This window comes from Rathayibacter sp. AY1B8 (assembly GCF_002932775.1).
Taxonomy (GTDB): domain Bacteria; phylum Actinomycetota; class Actinomycetes; order Actinomycetales; family Microbacteriaceae; genus Rathayibacter.
In genome coordinates this window covers 1-22,280 of the sequence record NZ_PSWJ01000031.1, presented here as the reverse complement: position 1 = coordinate 22,280, position 22,280 = coordinate 1, and the positions used below count along the sequence as shown (strand labels likewise).

The window sequence follows — 22,280 nt, the reverse complement described above, 5'->3', positions numbered from 1 at the left end:
CCGCCGCTCAGAGCGGGGTCGCGAGCCGGTAGCCGCGCTTGATCACCGTCGCCACGAGCCGCGGTTCGGGGAGGGCCTGACGGAGGCGGCTGACAGCGACGTCGACCGCGTGGTCGTCGAGAGCCTCCGGCGCGGAGGCCGCGAGGACGTGACGCGCGACGGTCGCGCCCTCGGCGGCGACGAGAGTCCGGAACAGCGCGAGCGCGACCGGGGTCAGCGCCACCCGGGTCCCGGCCAGGACGGCGTGCCGGCCTCGGAGCTCGAGAGTGCCGAAGGCCGTCTCGATGCGGGGCGACGCCTGCTCGAGGTGCTCGCAGGTCAGGCGGATGAGCGCGCCCATCCGGAACCGGTCCGGCACGACCGGGAGGATCCCTGCCTCGACCAGGGGTGCTGCGGTCACGGGGCCCACGGCGGCGGCGACCACCGTCTCGCGGAAGGCCGCCTGGAGGTCGTCGAGGCGGCCCGCGGCCTCCGCGACCGTGAAGAGCGCCTCCACCGCCGGCGCGCTGGTGAAGGTGACGGCGTCGATGCCCCCTCCGCAGACCGCGTCGATCAGCCGCAGCACCCGGGCGGAGTCCTCGTGCACGCTCCAGCGGTAGGGCGCGGCCGTGAGCACCCGGGCGCCGGCGTCGCGGAGACGCTGCAGCTGAGCCGGGTCGGTGAATCCGTGCAGCTGCACCGCGATCGTGCGGCCGGCGACGCCCTCGCGCAGGGCCAGGTCGACGAGGGAGGTGGTCGTCTCGCGCTCGCTCATCCCGTGGTCGTCGAGACCCGCCGCACGGATCGCTCCGCGCGCCTTGGGTCCGCGGACGAGGATCCGCGCGGAGGACAGCGCGTCGGCCAGCTCGATCCCCGCGGCGTCCGCGGCCTCGAGCCAGCGCCGCAGGCCGTAGGAGGTGGTGGCGAGGAGCACGTCGGGACGGGCGGCGACGATGGCGCGGGTCTCCTCCTCGAGCGCGCCCTCGGTGTCGACGCCGCGCATGCGGATGGTGGGGGCGTGCGTGACGGCGGCACCGCGGCGCTCGAACGCGGCGATCAGGTCCTCGGAGCGGCGGTCGGAGGTGACCCCGATGCGGAAGCCGTCCAGCTGGTCGGGTCGGAACCCCACGGCGGCGTCGGGATCGGTGCCAGTCATGCTCGGCCCCCTCGGGGTCTCACGCGGTCAGTGCATCGACCGCTCGGGCGATGCTCTCGGGGTCCCCCGCATCATGGCACGCGGCCTGCCGGACCACCTCGCCGATGACGATCACGGCGGGCGAGCGCGGTGCCAGCTCGGCGAGCAGGCCGAGCACTCCGCCGACCGACGAGACCGTCGTGCGCTGGTCGCGAGACCAGCCCCGCTCGACGATCGCGAGGGGCGTGTCGGCGCGCATCCCGGCGCGCTGCAGCCCGGCGACGAGGTGCGGGAGGGTGTTCACGCCCATCAGCACCACGATCGTCCCGCCCAGCCCGGCCAGATGGCCGAGCTCCTGCTCGCTGAACGGCGCATGGCCCGAGACCACGGTGAAGGCCCTGCTGACCTCGCGGTGGGTGACCGGGATCCCGGCGGCGGCGGGCACCGAGATCGCGCTGGTCACTCCGGGGACGACCGTGGAGCCGACGCCGGCGAGCCGGCACGCGCGCACCTCCTCCGACCCGCGGCCGAACACGAACGGATCGCCGCCCTTCAGGCGCACGACGTCCAGACCCGCGAGGGCCCGCTCGATCATCAGCCGCTCGATCTCGTGCTGCGGCACCGCATGATGACCCGGCGTCTTGCCGACGTCGATCAGCTCGGCGCCGGGCGCCCACTCGGCCAGGCCCTCGTGCGGACCGAGCCGGTCGTAGAGCACCACGTCCGCGTCGCGGAGGGCGCGGCGGGCGGCGAGGGTCATCAGATCCGGATCGCCGGGGCCGCCGCCGACGATGCTGACGTGCCCGACCGGCCGGGTCGGCGCGGGGGCCTCGTCGACGATCCAGGGGCAGAGCTCGGCCGCCGCTGCTCGGAGCGGCGCCGGCCCCTCCACCCACACGATCAGGGCCGGGGGCGCCGGGGTGAGCGCGTCCTCCGCCTCGTGCCGCTCGACGAGTGCGCCGGCGGCTCGGTAGCGGGCGAGCACGCGGCGGGTCCCGGAGGCGGTGCCGATCACGAGCACGCGGCGTCCGGCGAGGTCGAGGGAGAGCTGCATCACGAGTCCGATCCGATCCCGGCCGGACCGACGGGGATCCTCGGCCCCGCGACCAGCACGGGTCCGTCCGGTCTCTCGTCCCGGCCGGCGGGCCGGACCTGCCCGCGCTCGCGCACGGTCGCGACGCGCGGATCCGCAGTGTCCGGGGCGTTCACGAAGGAGCGGAAGCGGCGGAGCCGGTCGGGATCGGCGAGGGTCGCCGCCCACTCGTCGACGTAGGTGTCGACGTGCGTGGCCATGGCGGCCTCCAGCTCGGCGGCGATGCCGAGCGAGTCCTCGCAGACCACCTCGCGCACGTGCTCGAGTCCGCCGGGGAGCTCCTCCTGCCAGCGTGCGGTCCGCTGGAGCCGCTCGGCCGTCCGCACGTAGTACATGACGTAGCGGTCGATGTAGCGCACCAGGGTCTCGTCGTCGAGGTCCTGCGCGAGCAGCTGGGCGTGCGCCGGCTGGTAGCCGCCGTTGCCGCCGACGTAGAGGTTCCAGCCGAGGTCGCTCGCGATGACGCCGATGTCCTTCCCCCGCGCCTCGGCGCACTCGCGGGCGCAGCCGCTGACCCCGAGCTTGAACTTGTGCGGCGAGCGGAGACCCCGGTACCGCTCCTCGAGGAAGACCGCCATCCCGACCGCGTCCTGGACTCCGAAGCGGCACCAGGTCGATCCGACGCACGACTTGACCGTGCGCAGCGACTTGCCGTACGCCTGACCCGACTCGAAGCCGGCGTCGACGAGGAGGCGCCAGATCTCGGGCAGCTGCTCGAGGCGGGCGCCGAACATGTCGATCCGCTGCCCGCCGGTGATCTTGGTGTAGAGGCCGTACTGCTCGGCGACCTCGGCGATCACCTTGAGCTTCGCCGGCGTGATCTCGCCCCCGGGGATCCGCGGGACGACGGAGTAGGTGCCGTCCTTCTGCATGTTGGCCAGGGCGCGGTCGTTGGTGTCCTGCAGCGGCGCCTGGCCGCCGTCGAGGATGTAGGCGTTCGTCTGGGTGGCGAGGACGGAGGCGATCACCGGCTTGCAGACGTCGCAGCCCAGCCCGGAGCCGAAGCGCTCCATCACCTGCTCGGCCGAGTGCAGCCCGAGGATGCGGACCGACTCGAACAGCTCGCTGCGGCTGAGCGCCACGTGCTCGCAGAGGGCGCGGGAGACCTCGACGCCCGCACGGATCAGCTCCGTGTCGAGCAGCTTCTTCACCAGGGGCACGCACGATCCGCACTGGGTGCCCGCGCGGGTGCAGGCCTTGAGCGGCCCCAGCTCGGTGCACCCCTCGCCGATCGCGTGACGGACCTCGCCGACCGAGACGTTGTTGCACGAGCAGACCTGGGCGTCGTCCGGAAGGTCGCCCGAGGGCGCCTCCGCCCCCGCCGCCGCGAGGTAGGCGCCGGGCTCGGCCGGCAGCTCGCGCCCCAGCAGCGGGCGGAGGGAGGAGTAGGGGCCCGCGTCGCCGACGAACATCCCGCCGAGCAGCGTGCGCGCATCGTCCGAGACGACGACCTTCTGGTAGAGACCGCGGGCCGGATCGGCGTAGACGACCTCGAGCGCTCCCTCCGTGGTGCCGAGGGCGTCGCCGAAGCTGGCGACCTCCACGCCCGAGAGCTTGAGCTTGGTGGCGTCGTCGACCCCCGGGAAGGTCGCGTCGCCGCCGAGGATCCGGTCGGCGACAACCTCCGCCATCGCGTTGGCGGGTGCGACGAGCCCGACGGTGCGGCCTTCGATCGCGGCGACCTCGCCGATGGCCCAGACTCCCGCCCGGCTGGTGCGGCAGGCCTCGTCGACGACCACGCCTCCGCGCGGTGCGACCTCGATCCCGACCGCTCGGGCGAGCTCGTCGCGCGCCGTGATCCCGATGGAGAAGACCACGAGATCGGCGCTGATGCTGCTGCCGTCGGTCAGCGCGACGCCGAGCACCGTCCCCGTCGGCGAGGTGAGGATCGCGGTGGGCCGGTTGCCGAGGTGCAGCGCGATCCCCTGCGCCGAGATGATGCGGCCGAGGGCCTGCCCGGCGCCCTCGTCGAGCTGCGCGCTCATCAGCCAGCGGCCGGAGTGGACGAGGGCGGTGCGCGCACCGAGCCGGTGCGCGCCTCCCGCCGCCTCGAGGCCGAGCAGACCGCCGCCGACCACGACCACGATCGCGGGGCGTCCGCGCCGGGCGCGGAACGCGGCGAGCTCGGCGACGAGCCCGTCCACGTCCTCGAGCGTGCGGTAGACGCGGCCGTGCTCGGCGCCCTCGATCGGCGGGACCGTGGCGGAGGAGCCCGTCGCCAGGACGATCTCGTCGCCCTCGAGGGAGCGGCCGTCCGCGAGCTCGACGCGCAGGCGGTCGGGATCGATCGCGACGACACGGGAGGAGGTGATCAGCCGCGCCGACTCCCACAGAGCGCCGTCGCCCAGAGTCAGGTCGTGCTCGCCGTCGAGGCGCTTCGAGAGTGCGACGCGGTCGTAGGGACGGTGCACCTCCTCGCCGAGGACGGTGATCTCCAGCGCCTGGTCGCCGGCCCGGGCGACGAGCGCGTCGATTAGGCGGTGCGCGGCGGGTCCCGCTCCGACGACGAGCACGCGTCGGGGCCGGGCGGCGGGGTTCGCTCCAGGAGTCATGACGTCCACCGTAGGGACGGCCCGTTTCCCCGCCGTTGCCCCGGTGTTACAGCGTGTGACGCGCGCCTCTCGGCGAGCGCCGCAGGCCGTGAGGGCTTCGTTACGCCCGTGACACCGGAGGCGTGCTCGCACGAAACGCGCGATCCCTACCGTTGCCTCATCGCGTCCGACCGGATGCGGTGGCCCACCCGCAGGAAGAAGGCGCAGCGATGACCCTCCTCGATCGGCTCGCCCCCGCGACCGCCACCACCTGGGTGCCGGTCTGCGCCGTCGGCGACCTCGAGCCGCTCTGGGGCGAGGCCGCCCTGGTCGGCGGTGTGCAGCTCGCCCTGTTCCTCCTGCCCGACGGGCGGGTGCGGGCCGTCTCGAACCTCGACCCCGCGACCGGCGCGGCCGTGCTCTCGCGCGGCATCGTCGGCTCGCGTCTGGTCGACGGGGTGCAGCGGCCCACGATCGCCTCCCCCCTGCACAAGGACGTCTTCGACCTCGAGACCGGCGCCTGCTTCACACGAGCGGAGCTGCACCTCGCCACCTGGCAGGTGCGCGAGAGCGACGGCACGATCGAGGTCGCCCAGCGGACCGCTCTGGTCGCCGCGTCCCACGGGACCTCCGACGACGACGGGAGGCGTGCCGTCGCCGCGCTGGTCGAGGCGGTCCGCCGGGCCAACCCGGCGCTGGACGTGCTCGACTCCTTCGTCGACGTGCAGCAGCCCGACGTCCCCGCGACCCTGGGCTCTCTCGAGCCGGGCCGGCCGGCGGTGGTCGTGCCGCTGCTGCTCTCGGCCGGCTACCACGTGCACGTCGACCTCGCCGAGGCCGCGGCGGAGGCGGAGCGGCCGGTGCGGGTCTCGGGCGCGCTCGGACCCGATCCCCGCCTGGCGCGCGTGCTCGCCCGCCGGCTCCACGAGGCAGGGCTCGACGACGGCGACCGCGTCGTACTCGCCGCTGCCGGCTCGAGCGACGCCGGTGCCGTCGCGGACTGCTGGACCACCGGCCGCCTCCTCGCCGCCGAGCTCGGCCGCGAGGTGAGCACCTCGTTCATCTCGGCCGCCGAGCCGCGGATCGCGGAGGCGGTCGCCGCCGAGCGCGCCGCCCACCCCGGCGCGCGCGTCGTGGTCGCCACCTACCTGCTCGCGCCCGGCTACTTCGCCGGCCTGGCCGCCTCCGCGGGGGCCGACCTCGCCTCCGCTCCCCTCCTCACCGCCGTCGATCCGCCCGCCCGCGAGCTGGTCGACATCGTCTCGGAGCTGTTCGGGCGCAACGCCTGACGCCTCCTCCCCGCACCACTACCGCTCCACCTCCCCGTCCCGAGCGCGCCCTCGCGCGCGCCGCCCACCCTCCGGAGGACCACGATGACTGCTGCACCCCCGACCACCGCCCCCACGACCGCCGCCACTTCCACCGGCATCATCCGACGGCCGGGCCGCTGGATCGACGGCTGGAACCCCGAGGACCCCGCCCAGTGGGAGGCGGAGGGACGCTCCGTCGCCGCCCGCAATCTGAGGTGGTCGATCTTCGCCGAGTTCCTCGGCTTCGTCGTCTGGCAGCTCTGGTCGGTCGTGGTCGTCTCGCTGCCGGCGGCCGGATTCGCCTTCGACACCGGGCAGATCTTCTGGCTCATCTCGATGCCGAGCCTCGTCGGCGCCACCCTGCGGATCCCGTACACGTTCATGGTCCCCCGCTTCGGCGGCCGCAACTGGACGATCGTGTCGGCGGGCCTCCTGCTGATCCCGAGCGTCGGACTCGGCATCGCGGTCTCGAATCCGGAGACCCCGTTCGGCGTCATGCTCCTGGTGGCCGCGCTCGCCGGCTTCGGCGGCGGCAACTTCGCCAGCTCGATGGCGAACATCACCTTCTTCTACCCGCACGCGCAGAAGGGCTGGGCTCTGGGGCTCAACGCCGCGGGCGGCAACCTGGGCGCCTCCGTCGCGCAGCTCGTCGTGCCGATCGCGATCACCGTCGGCGCCGCGGCCACGCTGAACCTGCCGATCGCCGGCTTCCTCTGGGTCCCCCTGATCGTCGTGGCGATGATCGGCGCCGCCAAGCGCATGGACAACCTCTCGACCGCGAAGTCCGACGTCGCCGCCTCCCTCGCCGCGCTCCGCGAGCCGCACCTCTGGCTGCTGGCCGTGCTCTACATCGGCACCTTCGGGTCCTTCATCGGATTCGCCGGCGTGTTCCCGAAGCTGATCGCCGACACCTTCCCCGAGTTCTCCGGCTTCGCCGTCGGCTCGGCGACGGTCGGCCTCGCGTTCCTCGGCTCCCTGGTGGGCTCGCTGTCCCGCCCCTCCGGCGGCCGTCTGGCCGACCGCTTCGGCGGAGCGCCTGTCACGGTACTCGCCTTCGTCGCCATGGGCGCCGGGATCCTCGGCGTGATCGCGACACTGCCGCTCGGCAGCTTCTGGCTCTTCCTCGCCTGCTTCCTCGTGCTCTTTTCGGCGGCCGGCATCGGCAACGGCGCGACCTACCGCATGATCCCCACGGTGTTCGCCCTCCGCGCCCGCCAGCGCGGCGACGACGGCATCGGCGCCCAGCGCACGTCCGCCGCGGCGCTCGGCCTGATCTCGGCGATCGGCGCCTACGGCGGCTTCGTGATCCCCCAGCTGCTCGGCTTCTCCAAGACCGAGTTCGGCGACTACACCACGGCGCTGGGCTGGTTCGTCGGCGCCTACGCGGTGATGCTCGCGATCACGGCCGGCGTCTACCTCCGCCTCGCCGCGAAGACGGGGACCCGGATCTGACGATGAGCGCCCCCGCCCCGACCGACTCCCACTGCCCGTACTGCGCCCTGCAGTGCGCGATGACGCTGACACCCGCGGCGGGCCCCGTGCCCGTGGCGGTCGAGGGGAGGGAGTTCCCGACGAACCGGGGCGGGCTCTGCGCCAAGGGCTGGACCTCCGCCGAGCTGCTGGCGAGCGGACAGCGCCTGGTCTCCCCGCTGCTGCGCGGCGCCGACGGCGTCCTCGCGGAGGCGTCGTGGGAGGAGGCGCTCGACGCGGTCGCCGGGGCGGTGCGCGGCGTCCGGGAGCGGCACGGCGCCGACGCGGTGGCCGTCTTCGGCGGCGGGGGCCTCACCAACGAGAAGGCCTACCAGCTCGGGAAGTTCGCTCGGATCGCTCTCGGCACCTCCCGGATCGACTACAACGGCCGCTTCTGCATGTCCTCGGCCGCGGCGGCCGGCAACCGCGCCTTCGGCGTCGATCGCGGACTGCCGTTCCCGGTGTCCGACCTCGACGACGCCGACACGATTCTGCTCCTGGGCTCGAACGTCGCCGCGACGATGCCGCCGCTGCTCGCCCACTTCGCCGGTGCCCGCTCGCGGGGCGGCCTGGTGGTCGTCGACCCGCGCCGCTCGGCCACCGCGCGGCTGACGGAGGACGGCGCCGGCACGCATCTGCAGCCCGCCCCCGGGACGGATCTGCCGCTCCTGCTCGGGCTGATCCACCTGGTCTTCGCCGAGGGCCTCGCCGACACCGCCTACCTCGCCGCGCGCACGACCGGCGTCGAGGCGGTGCGCCGCAGCGTCTCGGCGTGGTGGCCGGAGCGCACCTCCGCGGTCACGGGCGTGCCGACCTCGCTCCTCCGCTCCCTGGCGCGCCGGCTCGCCGAGGGGCGGTCGTTCGTGCTGACCGGCCGCGGGGTCGAACAGCACGTCGACGGCACCGACACCGCGACCGCCGCGATCAACCTCGCTCTCGTGCTCGGCCTGGTGGGCCGCGAGGGGTCGGGGTACGGCACGCTCACCGGTCAGGGCAACGGCCAGGGCGGACGCGAGCACGGCCAGAAGGCCGATCAGCTCCCGGGGTACCGCTCCATCCGCGATCCGGAGGCGCGGCGCCACGTCGCCGCCGTCTGGGACGTGACGCCCGAATCGATCCCCGGCCCGGGCCTGCCCGCCACCGCCCTGCTCGCCGAGCTCGGACGCTCCGTGCACTGCCTGCTGGTGCACGGCTCCAACGTGGTCGTCTCGGCTCCGGACGCCGACGCCGTCCGCGCCGGGCTCGAGGCCCTGGACACGCTGGTCGTCTGCGACTTCTTCCTCTCCGAGACCGCCGCGCTGGCCGATGTGGTGCTCCCGGTGCCGCAGTGGGCGGAGGAGGAGGGCACGATGACCTCGCTCGAGGGCCGGGTGCTCCGCCGCCGCCGGGCGATCGACCCGCCGGCAGGAGTGCGCAGCGAGCTCTGGATCATGAGCGAGCTGGCGCGCCGTCTCGACGCCCCCTCGAGCTGGTCGGCGGTCCCCTCGGAGGTGTTCGACGAGCTGGCCCGCGCGTCCGCGGGAGGCGTGGCCGACTACTCCGGCCTCTCGCACGCCCTGCTCGACACCGGGATCGCCGCCCACTGGCCCTACCCCGCGGGCGGCACGGGGACGCCGCGCCTCTTCGCTGAGCGCTTCGGGCACCCCGACGGCCGGGCGCGCCTGGTCGCCGTCATCCCCGCCGTCCCCGTCGTCGTGGACCGCGGCGAGGAGCTGACCCTCGTGACCGGCCGCTACCTCCAGCAGTACCAGTCGGGCACCCAGACCCGGCGGGTCGCGGAGCTCGATGCGGCCCGCCCCGAGGCTCGGCTCGAGATCCACCCGGCGACCGCCTCCCGGCTCGGCGTCCGCGACGGAGCACCTGTGGCGATCGGGAACGCGCGCGGCGTGGTCCGCGCCCGCGCGAGCGTCACCGCGGACATCCGCCACGACACGGTGTTCCTGCCCTTCCACTACGCGGGTGAGCAGTGCGCGAACCTCCTCACCGAGGCCGTCGTGGACCCGGTGTCGTCGATGCCCGAGTTCAAGCGCACGCGGGTCTGGGTCCGCGCGGAAGGGACGGCACATGCCTGAGACACCTCCCGAGCGGATCGTCCTGATCGGCTATGGCCCCGTCGGCTCGCGCTTCGTCGAGGAGCTGCTGCCGGCCGTGCGGGCCGGTCTGGTCGCGCTGACGGTGGTCGGCGCCGAGAGCGACGACCCGTACAACCGTGTCCTGCTCGCGGAGTACGCCGTCGGCCGGGCGACCCGCGAGCGCCTCGACCTCGGCGACCGGACGGCGGCGGAGGCGGCGGGCGTCGTCCTGCGCCTGGGAGCGGCCGTCGTGGGGATCGACCGCGCGCGGAACGTCGTGCGGCTGCACGACGGCGAGCGGCTGCCCTACGACCGCCTCGTCCTGGCCACCGGCGCCCGGGCGAACGTGCCGACCCTCGCCGGGATGGAGCGGTCCCGACGCGAGCGGACGGTGCGCGCCGCCTATCCGGAGTCGCTCGACGCGGGCTCCCGGCCCCTCCCGGAGCGGGTGGTGGCGCTGCGCGACCTGGCCGACGCCCGGGTGGTCCGCGAGTCCGTGCGCTCCGGCGCGCGCCTCGTCGTGCTCGGGGCGGGAGTGCTCGGGATCGAGTTCGCCCTCGCGGCCGCCGAGCAGGGCGCGCAGGTGGTGGTGGTCTTCCACGGCGACATCCCGATGGCCCGCAATCTCGACACGGGCGGGGGCCGGATGCTGGCCGCGGCCGCCCGCGCGGCCGGCGTCGAGATGGTGGCACACGCCCGGTCCGAGAGCGTCCTGCTCGCGCACGACGACCGCGGCCGTGCGCACTTCCAGGCGCTCGTCTGCGCTGACGGCAAGCAGATCGAGGGGGATCTGCTGGTGCTCTCGTGCGGTGTCGGTGCGCGGGTCGAGCTGGCCGCGGGCGCGGAGCTCGCCGTCTCGACCGGGATCCTGGTCGATGAGCAGCTGCGCAGCTGGAGCGACCCGGACGTCTTCGCGATCGGCGACTGCGCGCACGTCGCCCCCCGCGGCTCGGCCCTGCCCGACGGCCGCGTGCCCGGCGGACCGAGCGGACTGATCGGTCCGGGATGGGAGCAGGCGGACCGGCTCGCAGCACGGATCCGGGCGGAGGCGGAGGGCCGCTGCGGCGAGGAGCGCGTCCCCGACGCCCGACCGGCGGTCGTGATGCTGAAGGCCGAGGGCGTCGACCTCGTGGCAGGAGGCGACGTGGCCCCGGAGCCGTGGGACCCGCACCGCCCGGGCGAGGAGCACCTCGAGGTGACGCTGTGGGCTGACCCCGCCCGCGGCGGCTACGCCAAGCTCGTGACCGCAGGAGGAGTGCTGCGCGGGTTCGTCTCGGTGGGTCTGCCCCGGGTCGGCGCCGAGCTCAGCCTCCTCTTCGAGCGGGGCTCGGAGCTGCCGGCGGACCGGTCGAGCCTCCTGCGTCTGGACGCCCCGGATGCGGGCGCCGCGGCGACCGGCGATCCGTTCGCCCCCGATGCCACGGTCTGCTGGTGCAACGGCGTGACGGCGGCGGTGATCACCGATGCGGCTGCGGCGGGACACGGGACGGTCGCCTGCGTCGGGCGGGCGACCCGCGCCGGCACGGGCTGCGGCGGCTGCACCGGTCGCATCGCCGAGCTGCTCGCGCGGACGGCGGTCCCCGCCTGATCGCCGCGAAAACCGGGCCTCGCCGCCTCAGCGGTCGAGCGCCTCCGCGAGGCGCCGGGTGACCGCCCGCAGTTCGAGCTCGGCCCCGCGGACGCGCTCGTCGAGAGCCGCCGCGGTGTCGGCGGCCTGCTCGGCGGCCGCCGCACCCGCCGCCTCGGACGAGGCTCGGGCGGCCGCGACCGACGCGCTGAGCTCGTCCAGCGCCTCCCGGAGGCCCGCCGACTCGTCGCGCAGCACGGAGACGTCGCCCTGCACCGCGCTCAGCTCGCCGCGGAGCCCGGCCACCTCGTCGCGCAGGGCCGCCGTCTCGGCGCGCAGCTCCTCCGTGCGCAGCCGCGCCTGCTCGAACCAGGGGGCGACCAGCCGGTGCACCGCGTCGCGGAGCACGACGCCGCTGCGGCCGAGCCGGGTGGGCGCGGAGCCGGGGTCCTGGAGGAAGTCGTGGTCAGTGGTCATCGTCGTGGTCCCGTCCGGAGAAGCGGCGGTGGAGCACGTCCATCGCCCGCAGATCCTTGTCCATGATGTCGGCCTCGAGGGTGGTGTCGGCGAGGCGGTCGGCGAGGCCCGGCCGGGAGCGGCGCTCGAGCGAGGCCTCGATCAGCTCGACGGAGCGCTCGAACGAGAGCGGTCCGCGCGCCGCGGCCCGGCCCCGCCGACCGAGCGCCTCGAGGTCCACCGCCCCGCTCGCCACGTCCCGCATCGCCTCGAGGAGCGCCGGGGCGGAGCGGGTGATCTTGATGCAGTCGACGCCGTCGATGAGGAACTCCGCGACTCCGCTGGCCGCCGTCACGATCGGCACGGCGCCCGCCGCGGCCGCCTCGACCGGCGCGACGCCGAACGCCTCTCCGGCCCAGGTCGGGAAGAGGAACGCGTCGGCGCGGCCGTGCGCGGCGAGCACCTCGGCGTGCGGCGTCGCTCCGTGGAACTCGACCAGGCCGGCCAGGCCCGCCTCGTCCGCCCGGGCGCGCCAGCCGTCCACGTCTCCGTCGCCGTAGAGGTCCACGCGGAAGTCGCGGGTCTCCTCCGCGAGAGACGCCGCCGCCTCCAGCACCAGCCCGACGCCCTTGTGCTCGCCGAGCGACGCGGCGAACGTGAACCGGGTGGTCCCGCCCTCGCGGTAGCGCCTCGGCTCCGCGGTGTCGGGGGGAACGGACACTCCGCGCCCGATCACCTCGACCTCGCCCAGGCTCAGCCCGCCGGCCTCGATCGCGTCGACGAGGGAGCGGCTGACCGCGACGATCTCGCCGCGGTCGAAGTGGTCGGGGGCCTGGGCGCCGTAGACGCGGAGCACGCGCTCGGGCAGCCCGTCGACCAGGGCGTTCGGGATGCGGTCGCCGAGGTTCAACATCCACGGGGCCTCCACCGTCCGCAGCAGGTCGATCAGCGCGAGGCCGCCGATCCCGAGCAGGTTGAAGGCCACCACGTGGGTCGGCGCGAAGTCGCGCAGCTCCTCGAGCAGGATGCGGGTGTTCTCGAACCGCGAGACGGCGCTCTCGTGGTGCAGCAGCTGAGCGATCTCGCCACCGGTCTGCGGCAGCGGGAAGTAGGTGCGCAGGCTCAGCGTGCGGTGCACCTCGACGCCCGAGGGCTCCGGCGGCAGGTAGGTCGGCGTGGTCAGCACGCGCACGGTGTGGCCGCGGGCCGCCATCGCCTCCGCGACGCGCGCACAGGTCATCTCGTATCCGCCGAGCACCTGCGGCGGGTAGAGGTTGCTCACGAACAGCAGGCGCATCACCGCACCTCCCCTCTCGCGGAGGCGTCCGCCGCGATCCGCGCCGTCACCTCGGGCGTGTAGGCCGCGCGGGCCTGGCGGTCATTGCCGCCGTCCCAGTAGTTGACGAGGTAGAGCCCGGACTGCTGCGTCCGCGGCACGAACGGGAACAGCTGGGCCCGGGGCTCGATCTGCGCGATCCGGTAACCGGCGTCGACCGCGCGCACGTGCAGCCAGATGTCGTCGGCGTCCGGGGCGATCTCGCGGAACGCCTCCCCGTGCGCGGCGATCTCGCCGAGGAGCGGGGCGGGCAGCAGCTGCCCGGCGACGGAGGTGCCGAAGACATCGGTCGACGCGCGCGTGTCGGCGACCGGCGTCCAGCTCGTGTACGGAGCCACGGCGCCGTCGACGATACCCACCCGGTGGGCGCGGTAGCAGAGCACGGTCTCGCGGGGGTAGCGCGAGCGGGCGTCGAGCAGGCCCCTCAGCCAGGTGCGCGGGTACACGATGTCGTCGTCGGAGGTGACGAGGTCGCGCTCCCCCGCCCGGCCCGAGAGCAGGTGCGGGTAGTACTTCGTGTGCACGCGGTAGCCGTCGACCAGGCGGATCTCGACGCCGCGGCGGCGGAGGCGGCGCAGCGGCGCGGGCAGGTCGGCGTGCAGGGCCGGGTCGTCGAGCCAGAGCACCAGGCGCGCGGGCCGGGCGTCGCCGCGGGCGATGGACTCGAGCGCCACGTGGACCCGCTGCAGCCGCTCGCCGTGCGTGGTCATCGTCACCACGACCTCGCCCGCCGGATCGACCGCGGAGCGGCGGGAGAAGCGGTTGGCCAGGTCGAGCAGCAGCAGCTCGCGCCGGAGCGCGGGCGAGGGGTGGTCGATCGGCCGGGCGGCGATCACGGCGGCGCGGCGCTCCGAGAGGCGCTGAGGGGCGGAGCGGACGACCCGGGCCGCGGAGCGCAGCCGCGTGCGGGGGCGGACACGACGGCCCAGCGCCGCGAGGCGCGTGCGGGGCCGGACGCGCCGGCCGACGGCGGCGAGAGCGGGATGCATCGGTCCAGGTTAGCCGGAGGCGCCCGGGGGCCCTGCGCCGGTCAGGGCTCGTCGACGACCGCGAAGGCCCGCACCGGGAAGGTCCCGAAGCCCCGCACCTTCGGCGGCACGGCGGTGAAGCGCGCCCCTGTCGCCGGCAGCCCGCCGAGGCCGGTGAGGTGCTCGACGACGTGCACTCCCGCGGCGAGGAGGGCCGAGTGCGCGGGCCGCGATCCGCCCGACTCCGTGTCGTCGATGTTCACCGAGTCGATGCCGACCAGCACCGCGCCGGCGGCGACGAGCGCCTCCGCCGCCTCGCCGCTGAGGAAGGGGGCGCCCCTGCCGTACCCGGGCGTGGCGAAGTGCGCGTCCCAGCCGGTGCGGAGGAGGACGGCGGCGCCGCGGACGTCGAGTCCCGCGACCGCGTCCGCACTGATGCCCCGTCCGGTGGCTCCGGTCGCGTCGACCACGACGGCAGGCAGATCGACCAGCGTCTCGAGGCGGAGAGCGGCGAGATCGGCTCCGCCCTCGTAGCGGTGGAACGGGCTGTCGAGGTAGGTGCCCGTGTTCCCGATCATCTCGATGACGTCCATCGCGAACTCGGTGCCGGGCGCGTAGGAGGCGCGGGACGCCTCACGCGTGAGGTGCGGCCGGATGCGCGGAGCGGGCAGGCCCGGGTAGGTCACCAGCCCGTCCGCGACGGTGTGGCTGAGGTCGACGAAGCGGCGCGAGGAGGTCATGCGCCCGATCCTGGCAGGGGCCGGATCGGGCGCACCATCGAGATGCCGCCCCGCGGGGCGGCGTTCCCGCCTCTACTTCTTCGGCAGCGCCGCCGACAGGTCCGCGATCAGGTCGGACGAGTCCTCGAGGCCCACCGAGAGGCGCACCAGCGACTCCGAGACCTCCAGCGGCGTGCCCTTCACCGACGCGTGCGTCATCTCGCTCGGGTAGCCGATCAGCGACTCGACGCCGCCCAGCGACTCCGCGAGCTGGAACAGCTCGGTCGACTCGGCGAACTTCCGGGCCGCGCGCGGCGTCGCGAGCTCGAGCGAGAGCATCCCGCCGAACCGCGACATCTGGCGCTTCGCCAGCTCGTGGCCGGGGTGCGAGGGCAGGCCCGGGTAGTGCACGGCCGTCACCGCCGGGTGCTCGACGAGGAACTCGGCGACCGCCTGCGCGTTGACGGAGTGGCGCTCCATCCGCACCCCGAGGGTCTTGATGCCGCGGACCGTGAGCCACGCGTCCATCGGGCCCGAGATCGCTCCGACCGCGAACTGCAGGAACGCGATCTTCTCGGCCAGCGGCCCCGAGCGCAGGGCGAGCGCGCCGCCGACGACGTCCGAGTGGCCGCCGAGGTACTTCGTGGTCGAGTGCACGACCACGTCGGCACCGAGGGCCAGCGGCTGCTGCAGGGCGGAGGAGGCGAAGGTGTTGTCGACGACGACGATCAGGTCGTGCGCGTGGGCCAGGTCGGCGAGCTCGGCGATGTCGCTGATGGTCATCAGCGGGTTCGACGGGGTCTCGACCCAGAGCATCTTCGTCTCGCCGGGGACGATCGCCCGCTGCACCTCGCGGAGGTTCGACATGTCGACGGCCGTGTTGCGCACGCCCCAGGCGCTGTGCACCCGGTCGATCAGGCGGTGGCTGCCGCCGTACGCGTCGTTGCCCAGGACGACGTGGTCGCCGGGCGCGAGGGCGGCGCGCAGCAGGGTGTCCTCGGCGGCGAGGCCGGAGGAGAAGGAGTAGGCGACGTCCGCGCCCTCGAGCGAGGCGATGAGCTCCTGGAGCGAGTCGCGCGTCGGGTTCGCCGAGCGGGCGTACTCGTAGCCGCCCCGGAGACCGCCGATGCCGTCCTGGACGAACGTGGAGGTCATGTAGACGGGCGGCACGACCGCCCCGGTGGTCGGATCGAACTCCTGGCCGGCGTGGATGGCGCGGGTGTCGAAGTGCTGCTTCTTGGGCATGGTGCGGGCTCCCTGGGTCGGAGGTGCGGAGGCGGCGGCCGTCAGGCCGTGGCGTAGGTGAGGAGGTCCTGTCGGGTGATCACCGCGACGGGCTTGCCCTCGTCGGTGACGAGGAGGGCGCTGTGCTCGGTGAGCGCGGCGCGGGCGGCGGTGATGCTCTCGCCGAGCCCGATCAGCGCGAGCGCGTCGCCCACGCAGTCGCCGAGCGGGTCGTTCATCGAGGCGGATCCGGCGAAGACGCGGTCGAGCAGCTCGCGCTCGTCGACGGCTCCGACGACCTCGCCCATCACGACCGGCGGCTCGGCGGTCAGCACCGGGAGCTGCGAGACGCCGTACTCGGTCATGATGCCGATCGCGTCGCGGATCGTGTCGGTCGGGTGAGCGTGCACGAGCGCCGGGAGGTCGGCCTGCCCGCTCGCCGCCCGCGCGCGGAGCACGTCGCGGACGGTGCCCTCGTCGCGCATCTCGAGGAAGCCGTAGGAGCGCATCCAGCGGTCGTTGAAGATCTTGCCGAGGTAGCCGCGCCCGCCGTCCGGCAGGAGCACGACGACCACGTCGTCCGGCCCGAGACCGGCGGCGGCCTTGAGCGCGACGGAGACGGCGAGCCCGCTCGATCCGCCGACGAGCAGCCCCTCCTCGCGTGCGAGGCGGCGGGTCATCGCGAACGACTCGGCGTCGCTGGAGGCGATGATCCGGTCGACCACGCTCGGGTCGTACGCGCTCGGCCAGAAGTCCTCGCCGACGCCCTCGGTCAGGTACGGGCGACCGCCGCCGCCCGAGTAGACGGAGCCCTCGGGGTCGGCGCCGACGATCTGCACGCGGCCCTCCGACACCTCCTTGAGGTAGCGGCCGACGCCGCTGATGGTGCCGCCCGTGCCGACTCCCGCGACGAAATGGGTGAGCCGGCCGGCGGTGTCGCGCCAGATCTCGGGGCCCGTGGTCTCGTAGTGGCTGAGCGGTCCGTTGAGGTTCGCGTACTGGTTGGGCTTGAAGGCGCCGGGGATCTCGCGGGCGAGGCGGTCCGAGACGGAGTAGTAGGAGGCGGGGTCCTCCGGAGCGACGGCCGTCGGCGTCACGACGATCTCGGCCCCGTAGGCGGTGAGGACGTTGCGCTTGTCCTCCCCCACCTTGTCCGGCAGCACGAACACGCAGCGGTAGCCGCGCTGCTGCGCGACGAGGGCGAGGCCGATGCCGGTGTTGCCGCTGGTCGGCTCCACGATGGTGCCGCCGGGCTTCAGCAGCCCGTCGCGCTCGGCGGCGTCGATGATGCGGGTCGCGATGCGGTCCTTCGACGAGCCGCCGGGGTTCAAGTACTCGACCTTGACCAGCACGGTCGCCTGCACGCCCGCCGCGACCGGGCCCAGCTTCACCAGCGGGGTGTCGCCGATGAGGTCGAGGACCGAATCGGCGTAGGCCATCCCGGTCTCCGGGCGTGCGGGAAGGGCGCGATCCAGGCTCATCCCGCCAGCGTAGCAACCGGCTCCCGGCGTGTGACGGGGGTGGGCGGAGGCACAGGGAGCGGTCTCGGGAGGGGAGTGCCGCCGGTCGCGCCGGTGCCCTATCGTGGGGGTCCGCGAGCGCCGCCGTCGACCCGGAACGGACCCCGAATGACCTCACCGATCGCCGCACCGCCGCGGCGTCCGGCCGACATCCACCTCCTCCGCCTGCTCGGCCCGGCGCTGGTCGCCGGAGTCGCCTACCTCGACCCGGGCAACGTCGCCAGCAACATGACGGCCGGCGCCCGGTTCGGCTACCTCCTGGTCTGGGTGGTGGTGCTCGGCAACCTGATGGCCTGGCTCATCCAGTACCTCTCGGCGAAGCTCGGCCTGATGACCGGCCGCAGCCTCCCCGAGCTGCTCGGCGACCGCCTGCGCGGCCGCTGGGGCCGCCGGGCCTACTGGCTGCAGGCCGAGACGGTCGCGATGGCGACCGACCTGGCCGAGGTGATCGGCGGCGCGATCGCGCTGAACCTGCTCTTCGGACTGCCGCTGCTGGCCGGCGGCGTGGTCACCGGCGCGGTCTCGCTGGTGCTGCTGCTCGTGCAGACGCGGGGCGGGGCGCAGCCGTTCGAGCGGGTGATCACGGCGCTGATGGTGCTGATCGCCGTCGGCTTCACGGTCGGCGTGGTCGTCGATCCGCCGGACGCGGGCGCGACCGTCGCCGGTCTCGTGCCGCGCTTCGAGGGCTCGGAGTCGGTGCTGCTCGCCGCCTCGATCCTCGGCGCGACCGTCATGCCCCACGCGATCTACGCCCACTCCGCGCTCGCCCGCGACCGCTTCGGCCACGTCGAGGGCGTCGGCGCGCGCCGGAGGATCCTGGTCGCCACCCGGATCGACGTGACGATCGCGCTCGCCATCGCCGGCACCGTGAACCTCGCGATCCTGCTCCTCGCCGCGCACTCCCTCGCGGGAGTCGCCGGGACCGACAGCCTCGAGGGCGCCCACGCGGCCATCGGAGCGGCGCTCGGCCCGGTGGTCGCGACCCTGTTCGCCGTCGGCCTGCTCGCCTCCGGCCTCGCCTCGACCTCGGTCGGCGCGTACGCGGGGGCCGAGATCATGCACGGTCTGCTCCAGGTGCGGGTGCCGCTCGTCGCCCGTCGTCTGGTCACGCTGATCCCGGCGCTCCTGGTGCTCGCGATCGGCTTCGACCCGACGCGCGCGCTGGTGCTCAGCCAGGTGGTCCTGTCGTTCGGCATCCCCTTCGCGCTCGTGCCGCTCGTGATCCTGACCCGCGACCGCCGCCTGATGGGCGACCAGACGAACCGCTGGTTCACCACCCTCGCCGCCGCTCTGGCCGCCGTCTTCCTCATCGTCCTGAACGGACTGCTGCTCTGGCTCACCTTCGCCCCCTGAGCGGAGCGGCGGCGCATCCTGCGGATCGAGCGGGCCCGTTGGGCATCCCGCTGATCGAGCGGCCCGCTCCGCGGGCGCATCGAGATCCCCCTGACCGCGCATTGATCCGATCCGAAGCCTCGCTCGTTATCCTCTGAGAGCGCCTCTCAGGCGCCTGCGCCCGCCACAGGCGCCTTCCGCCCTCAGAACGAGAGACGCCGCCGTGCCCAAAGACACGATGTCCGCCAAGAACCGCGCCCGACAGGAGAAGCTCGAGGCCTACAAGCGCGAGCAGGACCGCCGCAAGCGCGGCTCCCGCATCTGGATCTGGTCGCTGTCGGCCCTGGCCGTCCTCGCTGTCGGCGGGATCGTCGCGGTCACCGTCTTCGGGAACCAGCAGATCGTCGAGGCGCGCGAGATCGACGGCCTGCAGACCTTCGACAACGACGCCACCCACGTCGCCGGCGCCGTCGACTACCCGCAGACCCCGCCGGCGGGCGGCCCGCACAACGCCGTGTGGATGAACTGCGGCGTCTACGACGAGCCCGTCCCGAACGAGAACGCGGTGCACGACCTCGAGCACGGCGCCGTCTGGGCCACCTACGACCCCGAGCTCCCGCAGAGCGAGGTCGACGCGCTGATCGCCGCGATGCCCGACACCTACTCCGTCGTCTCGCCCTACGAGGGCCTCGAGTCGCCCATCGTGCTGAGCGCCTGGGACGCCCAGGTCGCGATCGACTCGCCCGAGGACCCCCGCATCGACGCCTTCGTCGAGCGCTTCTGGCAGTCCTCGAGCGCTCCGGAGCCCGGCGCCCCCTGCACCGGAGGGATCGATGCGCCCGGCAAGCAGTAGGGGCCGGATCCTCGTCGCCGCGGTCGCCGTGGTCGCGCTCCTCCTCGGGGCGGCCGGCGGCTACCTCTTCGGCGCGCTCGCTCCGTTCGCCTCCGCCGCGACGCCCTCGAGCGCCAGCGCCGAAGCGGGCTTCGCGCGCGACATGCAGGTGCACCACCTGCAGGGCGCCGAGCTGGCGATGATCGCCCGCGAGCGCAGCGCCGACGACGAGGTCCTCACCGTCTCGAAGGACATCCTGCTCACCCAGCAGCAGCAGGCCGGGCAGCTCTTCGGCTGGCTGAACTCGTGGGGCCTGCCGCAGGCTGCTCCGGAGCCCTCGATGACCTGGATGGGCCGGCCGACCCTGGCCGGAGCCGCCGACGAGCACTCGTCGATGGGGATGGGGACCGAGGACGGCGTCGTGCCCGCGAGCATGCCCGGTCTCGCGACACCGGACCAGATCACCGCCCTCAGCAGCGCGTCGGGCCGCGACTTCGACCGGATGTTCCTCGAGCTGATGATCGCCCACCACCGCGGCGCGATCGACATGGCCGAGGCGCTGCTCGCCCGGAGCCGCGTGACGGTCGCCACCGACTTCGCCTCCTCCGTCGTGAAGGCCCAGGAGGCCGAGATCTCGCTGATGGAGCAGATGCTCGAGGACCGGCCGGTGGAGTGACCGCCTCCGGCGCGCACGACATCGGCTGAGACTGGTGCGCCTCCCCCACCGGGAGGGGCACGTGCTCTCCGCCGACGTCGTGCACGGGGCCCGGCGACTCAGACGGCGTCGGCTGCGAGTAGCCCCGCGAAGTCCGGCCGCCGATCCGCGGCTCAGCCCTGGAGGGCCGACTCCGTCTGCTGTGCGTAGAGCGAGGCGTAGAGGCCGCCGAGGCCGAGCAATTCGCGGTGGGTGCCCGATTCGACGATCCGTCCGCCCTCGACCACATGGATGACGTCGGCCGACACGATGGTCGAGAGCCGGTGAGCGATCGCGATGGTGGTGCGGCCGCGGGCGGCGTCGTCGAGCGCGGTCTGGACGATCCGCTCCGAGACGGTGTCGAGGGCGCTGGTCGCCTCGTCGAGGATGAGGACCGCCGGGTCCTTCAACAGGACGCGCGCGATCGCGAGCCGCTGCTTCTCGCCTCCGGAGAGCCGGTAGCCGCGCTCGCCGACCAGCGTGTCGTAGCCGTCGGGGAACGACGTGATCGTCGCGTGGATGTTCGCGGCGCGGGCGGCCGCCTCCAGCTCCTCCTGCGTCGCGTCCGGGCGGGCGTAGCGGAGGTTGTCGCCGATCGTCGCGTGGAAGAGGTAGGTCTCCTGGCTGACGATGCCGATGTGCGAGACGAGCGACTCCTGCCGCAGCTCGCGCACGTCGGTACCGGCGAAGCGCACCGCTCCCCCGGCCACGTCGTAGAGGCGCGGGACGAGGTACGAGATGGTGGTCTTGCCCGCGCCGGAGGGACCGACGAAGGCGACGAACTGGCCCGGCTCGATCGCGACCGAGACGTGGTCGAGCGTCGGGCGCGCGTCCTCCGCCTGGTCGGGGTAGCGGAACACGACGTCGTCGAGCTCGACCCGGCCGAGCTCGCCCGAGACCTCGCGTGCATCTGCCCTGTCCGTGATCGCCGGACGCAGGTCCAGGTACTCGAAGATGCGGGCGAACAGCGCTCCGGCCGTCTGCAGGTCGAGCGCGACGCGCATCAGGCCCAGGAGCGGCCACATCAGGCGCGCCTGCACGGTGGTGAAGGCCACGACGGTCCCGGCGGTGACGGTGGTGCCGCCGAGGATCAGCCAGGCGGCCACGAGGTACACGATCACGGGGATGACCGAGAGGAAGATCTGCACCATCGCGAAGAACCACTGGCCGGACATCTGCTGCCGCACCTGGAGCTCGATCTGGCGGCCGTTCTCGTCGGCGTAGCGCGTCACCTCCGACTCCTGGCGGCCGAAGCTCTTGGCCAGGAGGATGCCCGAGACGCTCAGGGTCTCCTGGGTGATCGCGGTCATCTCGGACAGCGACTCCTGCGTCTTCGTCGCGATGCGCGCCCTCACCTGGCCGACGCGGCGCTGGGCCACGACGAGCACCGGAGTGAGGACGAGGGCGACGATCGTCATCTGCCACGAGAGCAGGAGCATCGCGACGACGGCCGCGATCACGGTGACGGTGTTGCCCAGCACGCTCGAGACGGTGTTCGTGAGCACGTTGGCCACGCCGCCCACGTCGTTGGCGAGGCGCGACTGGATGACGCCGGTGCGGGTGCGGGTGAAGAAGCCGAGCTCCATCGCCTGCAGGTGGCGGAAGAGGCGGATGCGCAGCTCCCCCATGACCGTGTTGCCGACGGTCGCGGTGAGGTAGGTCTGCCAGACGCCGAGGATCGCCGAGAACGCCCAGACCAGCACCATGACGCCGACCAGCTCGAGCAGCACCGGGAGGTTCGGGCGTCCGCCGGGCGGGAAGAGCCCGCGGTCGAAGGCCAGCTGGGTGAGGAGCGGCGGCACAACCGTGAGGGCGGCGCCGACGAGAACGAGGATCACGGTGAGCGTGAGCTTGGGGTGGTGGTCGCGGAAGAGTCCCGCGATGCGCCGGAGCAGGTCGTCGACCTTCGGAGCCGCCGCGTTGATCTCCCGCTGGCTGTCCGGATCGCTGCTCGAGATCCTCCCGCCGCGCGCCCCTCCGCGCATCCCGCCGCCTGCCGCGACTTCACCCATCCTGCTCACGGCTCGACCCTAGCCCCGCCC

17 protein-coding genes are annotated in these 22,280 nt (G+C 73.9%); 7 read left to right on the top strand and 10 right to left on the bottom strand.

Features of this window, described 5'->3' with window-relative positions; all coding sequences use genetic code 11:
- Positions 1-7: 7 nt before the first annotated feature.
- Genes C5C63_RS14830 through nirB form a run of 3 tightly spaced genes read right to left on the bottom strand, consistent with a single transcriptional unit; the run spans position 8 to position 4,759 of the window.
- Positions 8-1,135, bottom strand: coding sequence for a uroporphyrinogen-III synthase (locus tag C5C63_RS14830; RefSeq protein ID WP_104238252.1), 1,128 nt, complete (start codon positions 1,133-1,135; stop codon positions 8-10).
- A 19-nt stretch (positions 1,136-1,154) separates the two neighbouring features.
- Positions 1,155-2,168 (bottom strand): uroporphyrinogen-III C-methyltransferase, encoded by a 1,014-nt coding sequence (gene cobA / locus C5C63_RS14825; RefSeq protein WP_104227191.1) that lies wholly within the window; start codon positions 2,166-2,168, stop codon positions 1,155-1,157.
- On the bottom strand, positions 2,168-4,759 hold the full coding sequence (nirB, locus tag C5C63_RS14820; RefSeq protein ID WP_104326351.1) for a nitrite reductase large subunit NirB: 2,592 nt from the start codon (positions 4,757-4,759) through the stop codon (positions 2,168-2,170). The genes cobA and nirB overlap by 1 nt, the downstream gene beginning before the upstream one ends.
- 209 nt (positions 4,760-4,968) lie before the next feature.
- Between nirB and nirD the strand changes: the two genes are divergently transcribed.
- From nirD to C5C63_RS14800, 4 genes are all read left to right on the top strand, one after another.
- Entirely contained in the window at positions 4,969-6,027 is a 1,059-nt protein-coding gene (nirD, locus tag C5C63_RS14815) for a nitrite reductase small subunit NirD (protein ID WP_104224353.1), read from the top strand.
- 84 nt (positions 6,028-6,111) lie between these two features.
- Positions 6,112-7,500: an MFS transporter gene (locus C5C63_RS14810; RefSeq protein WP_104326350.1), complete on the top strand. Its 1,389-nt coding sequence runs from the start codon at positions 6,112-6,114 to the stop codon at positions 7,498-7,500.
- A gap of 2 nt (positions 7,501-7,502) precedes the next feature.
- Positions 7,503-9,590, top strand: a complete 2,088-nt coding sequence (locus C5C63_RS14805; protein WP_104326349.1) for a molybdopterin oxidoreductase family protein — start codon at positions 7,503-7,505, stop codon at positions 9,588-9,590.
- A complete protein-coding gene (locus tag C5C63_RS14800; protein WP_104326348.1) occupies positions 9,583-11,178 on the top strand; it encodes an NAD(P)/FAD-dependent oxidoreductase in 1,596 nt (531 codons plus the stop codon). The genes C5C63_RS14805 and C5C63_RS14800 overlap by 8 nt, the downstream gene beginning before the upstream one ends.
- Before the next feature lie 27 nt (positions 11,179-11,205).
- Here C5C63_RS14800 and C5C63_RS14795 read toward each other — a convergent pair whose 3' ends face one another.
- The 6 genes from C5C63_RS14795 to C5C63_RS14770 all read right to left on the bottom strand — a co-directional run bounded on the left by C5C63_RS14795 (position 11,206) and on the right by C5C63_RS14770 (position 17,299).
- Entirely contained in the window at positions 11,206-11,634 is a 429-nt protein-coding gene (locus tag C5C63_RS14795; RefSeq protein WP_104326347.1) for a hypothetical protein, read from the bottom strand.
- Positions 11,624-12,910, bottom strand: a complete 1,287-nt coding sequence (locus C5C63_RS14790) for a glycosyltransferase (protein WP_104326346.1) — start codon at positions 12,908-12,910, stop codon at positions 11,624-11,626. The genes C5C63_RS14795 and C5C63_RS14790 overlap by 11 nt, the downstream gene beginning before the upstream one ends.
- The gene (locus C5C63_RS14785) at positions 12,910-13,938 is read right to left on the bottom strand and encodes a glycosyltransferase (protein WP_104326345.1); all 1,029 of its coding nucleotides are present in this window, start codon (positions 13,936-13,938) and stop codon (positions 12,910-12,912) included. The genes C5C63_RS14790 and C5C63_RS14785 overlap by 1 nt, the downstream gene beginning before the upstream one ends.
- Positions 13,939-13,979: 41 nt before the next feature.
- Positions 13,980-14,657: a cyclase family protein gene (locus tag C5C63_RS14780; protein WP_104247709.1), complete on the bottom strand. Its 678-nt coding sequence runs from the start codon at positions 14,655-14,657 to the stop codon at positions 13,980-13,982.
- Between the two features lie 72 nt (positions 14,658-14,729).
- Entirely contained in the window at positions 14,730-15,881 is a 1,152-nt protein-coding gene (locus tag C5C63_RS14775) for a cystathionine gamma-synthase (RefSeq protein ID WP_104224345.1), read from the bottom strand.
- Between the two features lie 41 nt (positions 15,882-15,922).
- Positions 15,923-17,299 carry a cystathionine beta-synthase gene (locus tag C5C63_RS14770; RefSeq protein WP_104234473.1) on the bottom strand — a complete coding sequence of 459 codons (1,377 nt, stop codon included), beginning with the start codon at positions 17,297-17,299 and terminating at the stop codon, positions 15,923-15,925.
- A 189-nt stretch (positions 17,300-17,488) separates the two neighbouring features.
- Between C5C63_RS14770 and C5C63_RS14765 the strand changes: the two genes are divergently transcribed.
- The 3 genes from C5C63_RS14765 (at position 17,489) to C5C63_RS14755 (ending at position 20,220) form a co-directional block, all read left to right on the top strand.
- Positions 17,489-18,733, top strand: a complete 1,245-nt coding sequence (locus tag C5C63_RS14765) for an Nramp family divalent metal transporter (RefSeq protein ID WP_104227179.1) — start codon at positions 17,489-17,491, stop codon at positions 18,731-18,733.
- Between the two features lie 202 nt (positions 18,734-18,935).
- Positions 18,936-19,565 (top strand): DUF3105 domain-containing protein, encoded by a 630-nt coding sequence (locus C5C63_RS14760; RefSeq protein WP_244230507.1) that lies wholly within the window; start codon positions 18,936-18,938, stop codon positions 19,563-19,565.
- Positions 19,546-20,220: a DUF305 domain-containing protein gene (locus tag C5C63_RS14755; protein WP_104261751.1), complete on the top strand. Its 675-nt coding sequence runs from the start codon at positions 19,546-19,548 to the stop codon at positions 20,218-20,220. Before C5C63_RS14760 ends, C5C63_RS14755 begins: the two co-directional genes overlap by 20 nt.
- Before the next feature lie 152 nt (positions 20,221-20,372).
- On the opposite strand, the gene C5C63_RS14750 is transcribed toward C5C63_RS14755, so the two are convergent.
- Positions 20,373-22,250 (bottom strand): ABC transporter ATP-binding protein, encoded by a 1,878-nt coding sequence (locus C5C63_RS14750; RefSeq protein ID WP_104326344.1) that lies wholly within the window; start codon positions 22,248-22,250, stop codon positions 20,373-20,375.
- Positions 22,251-22,280: the final 30 nt, after the last annotated feature.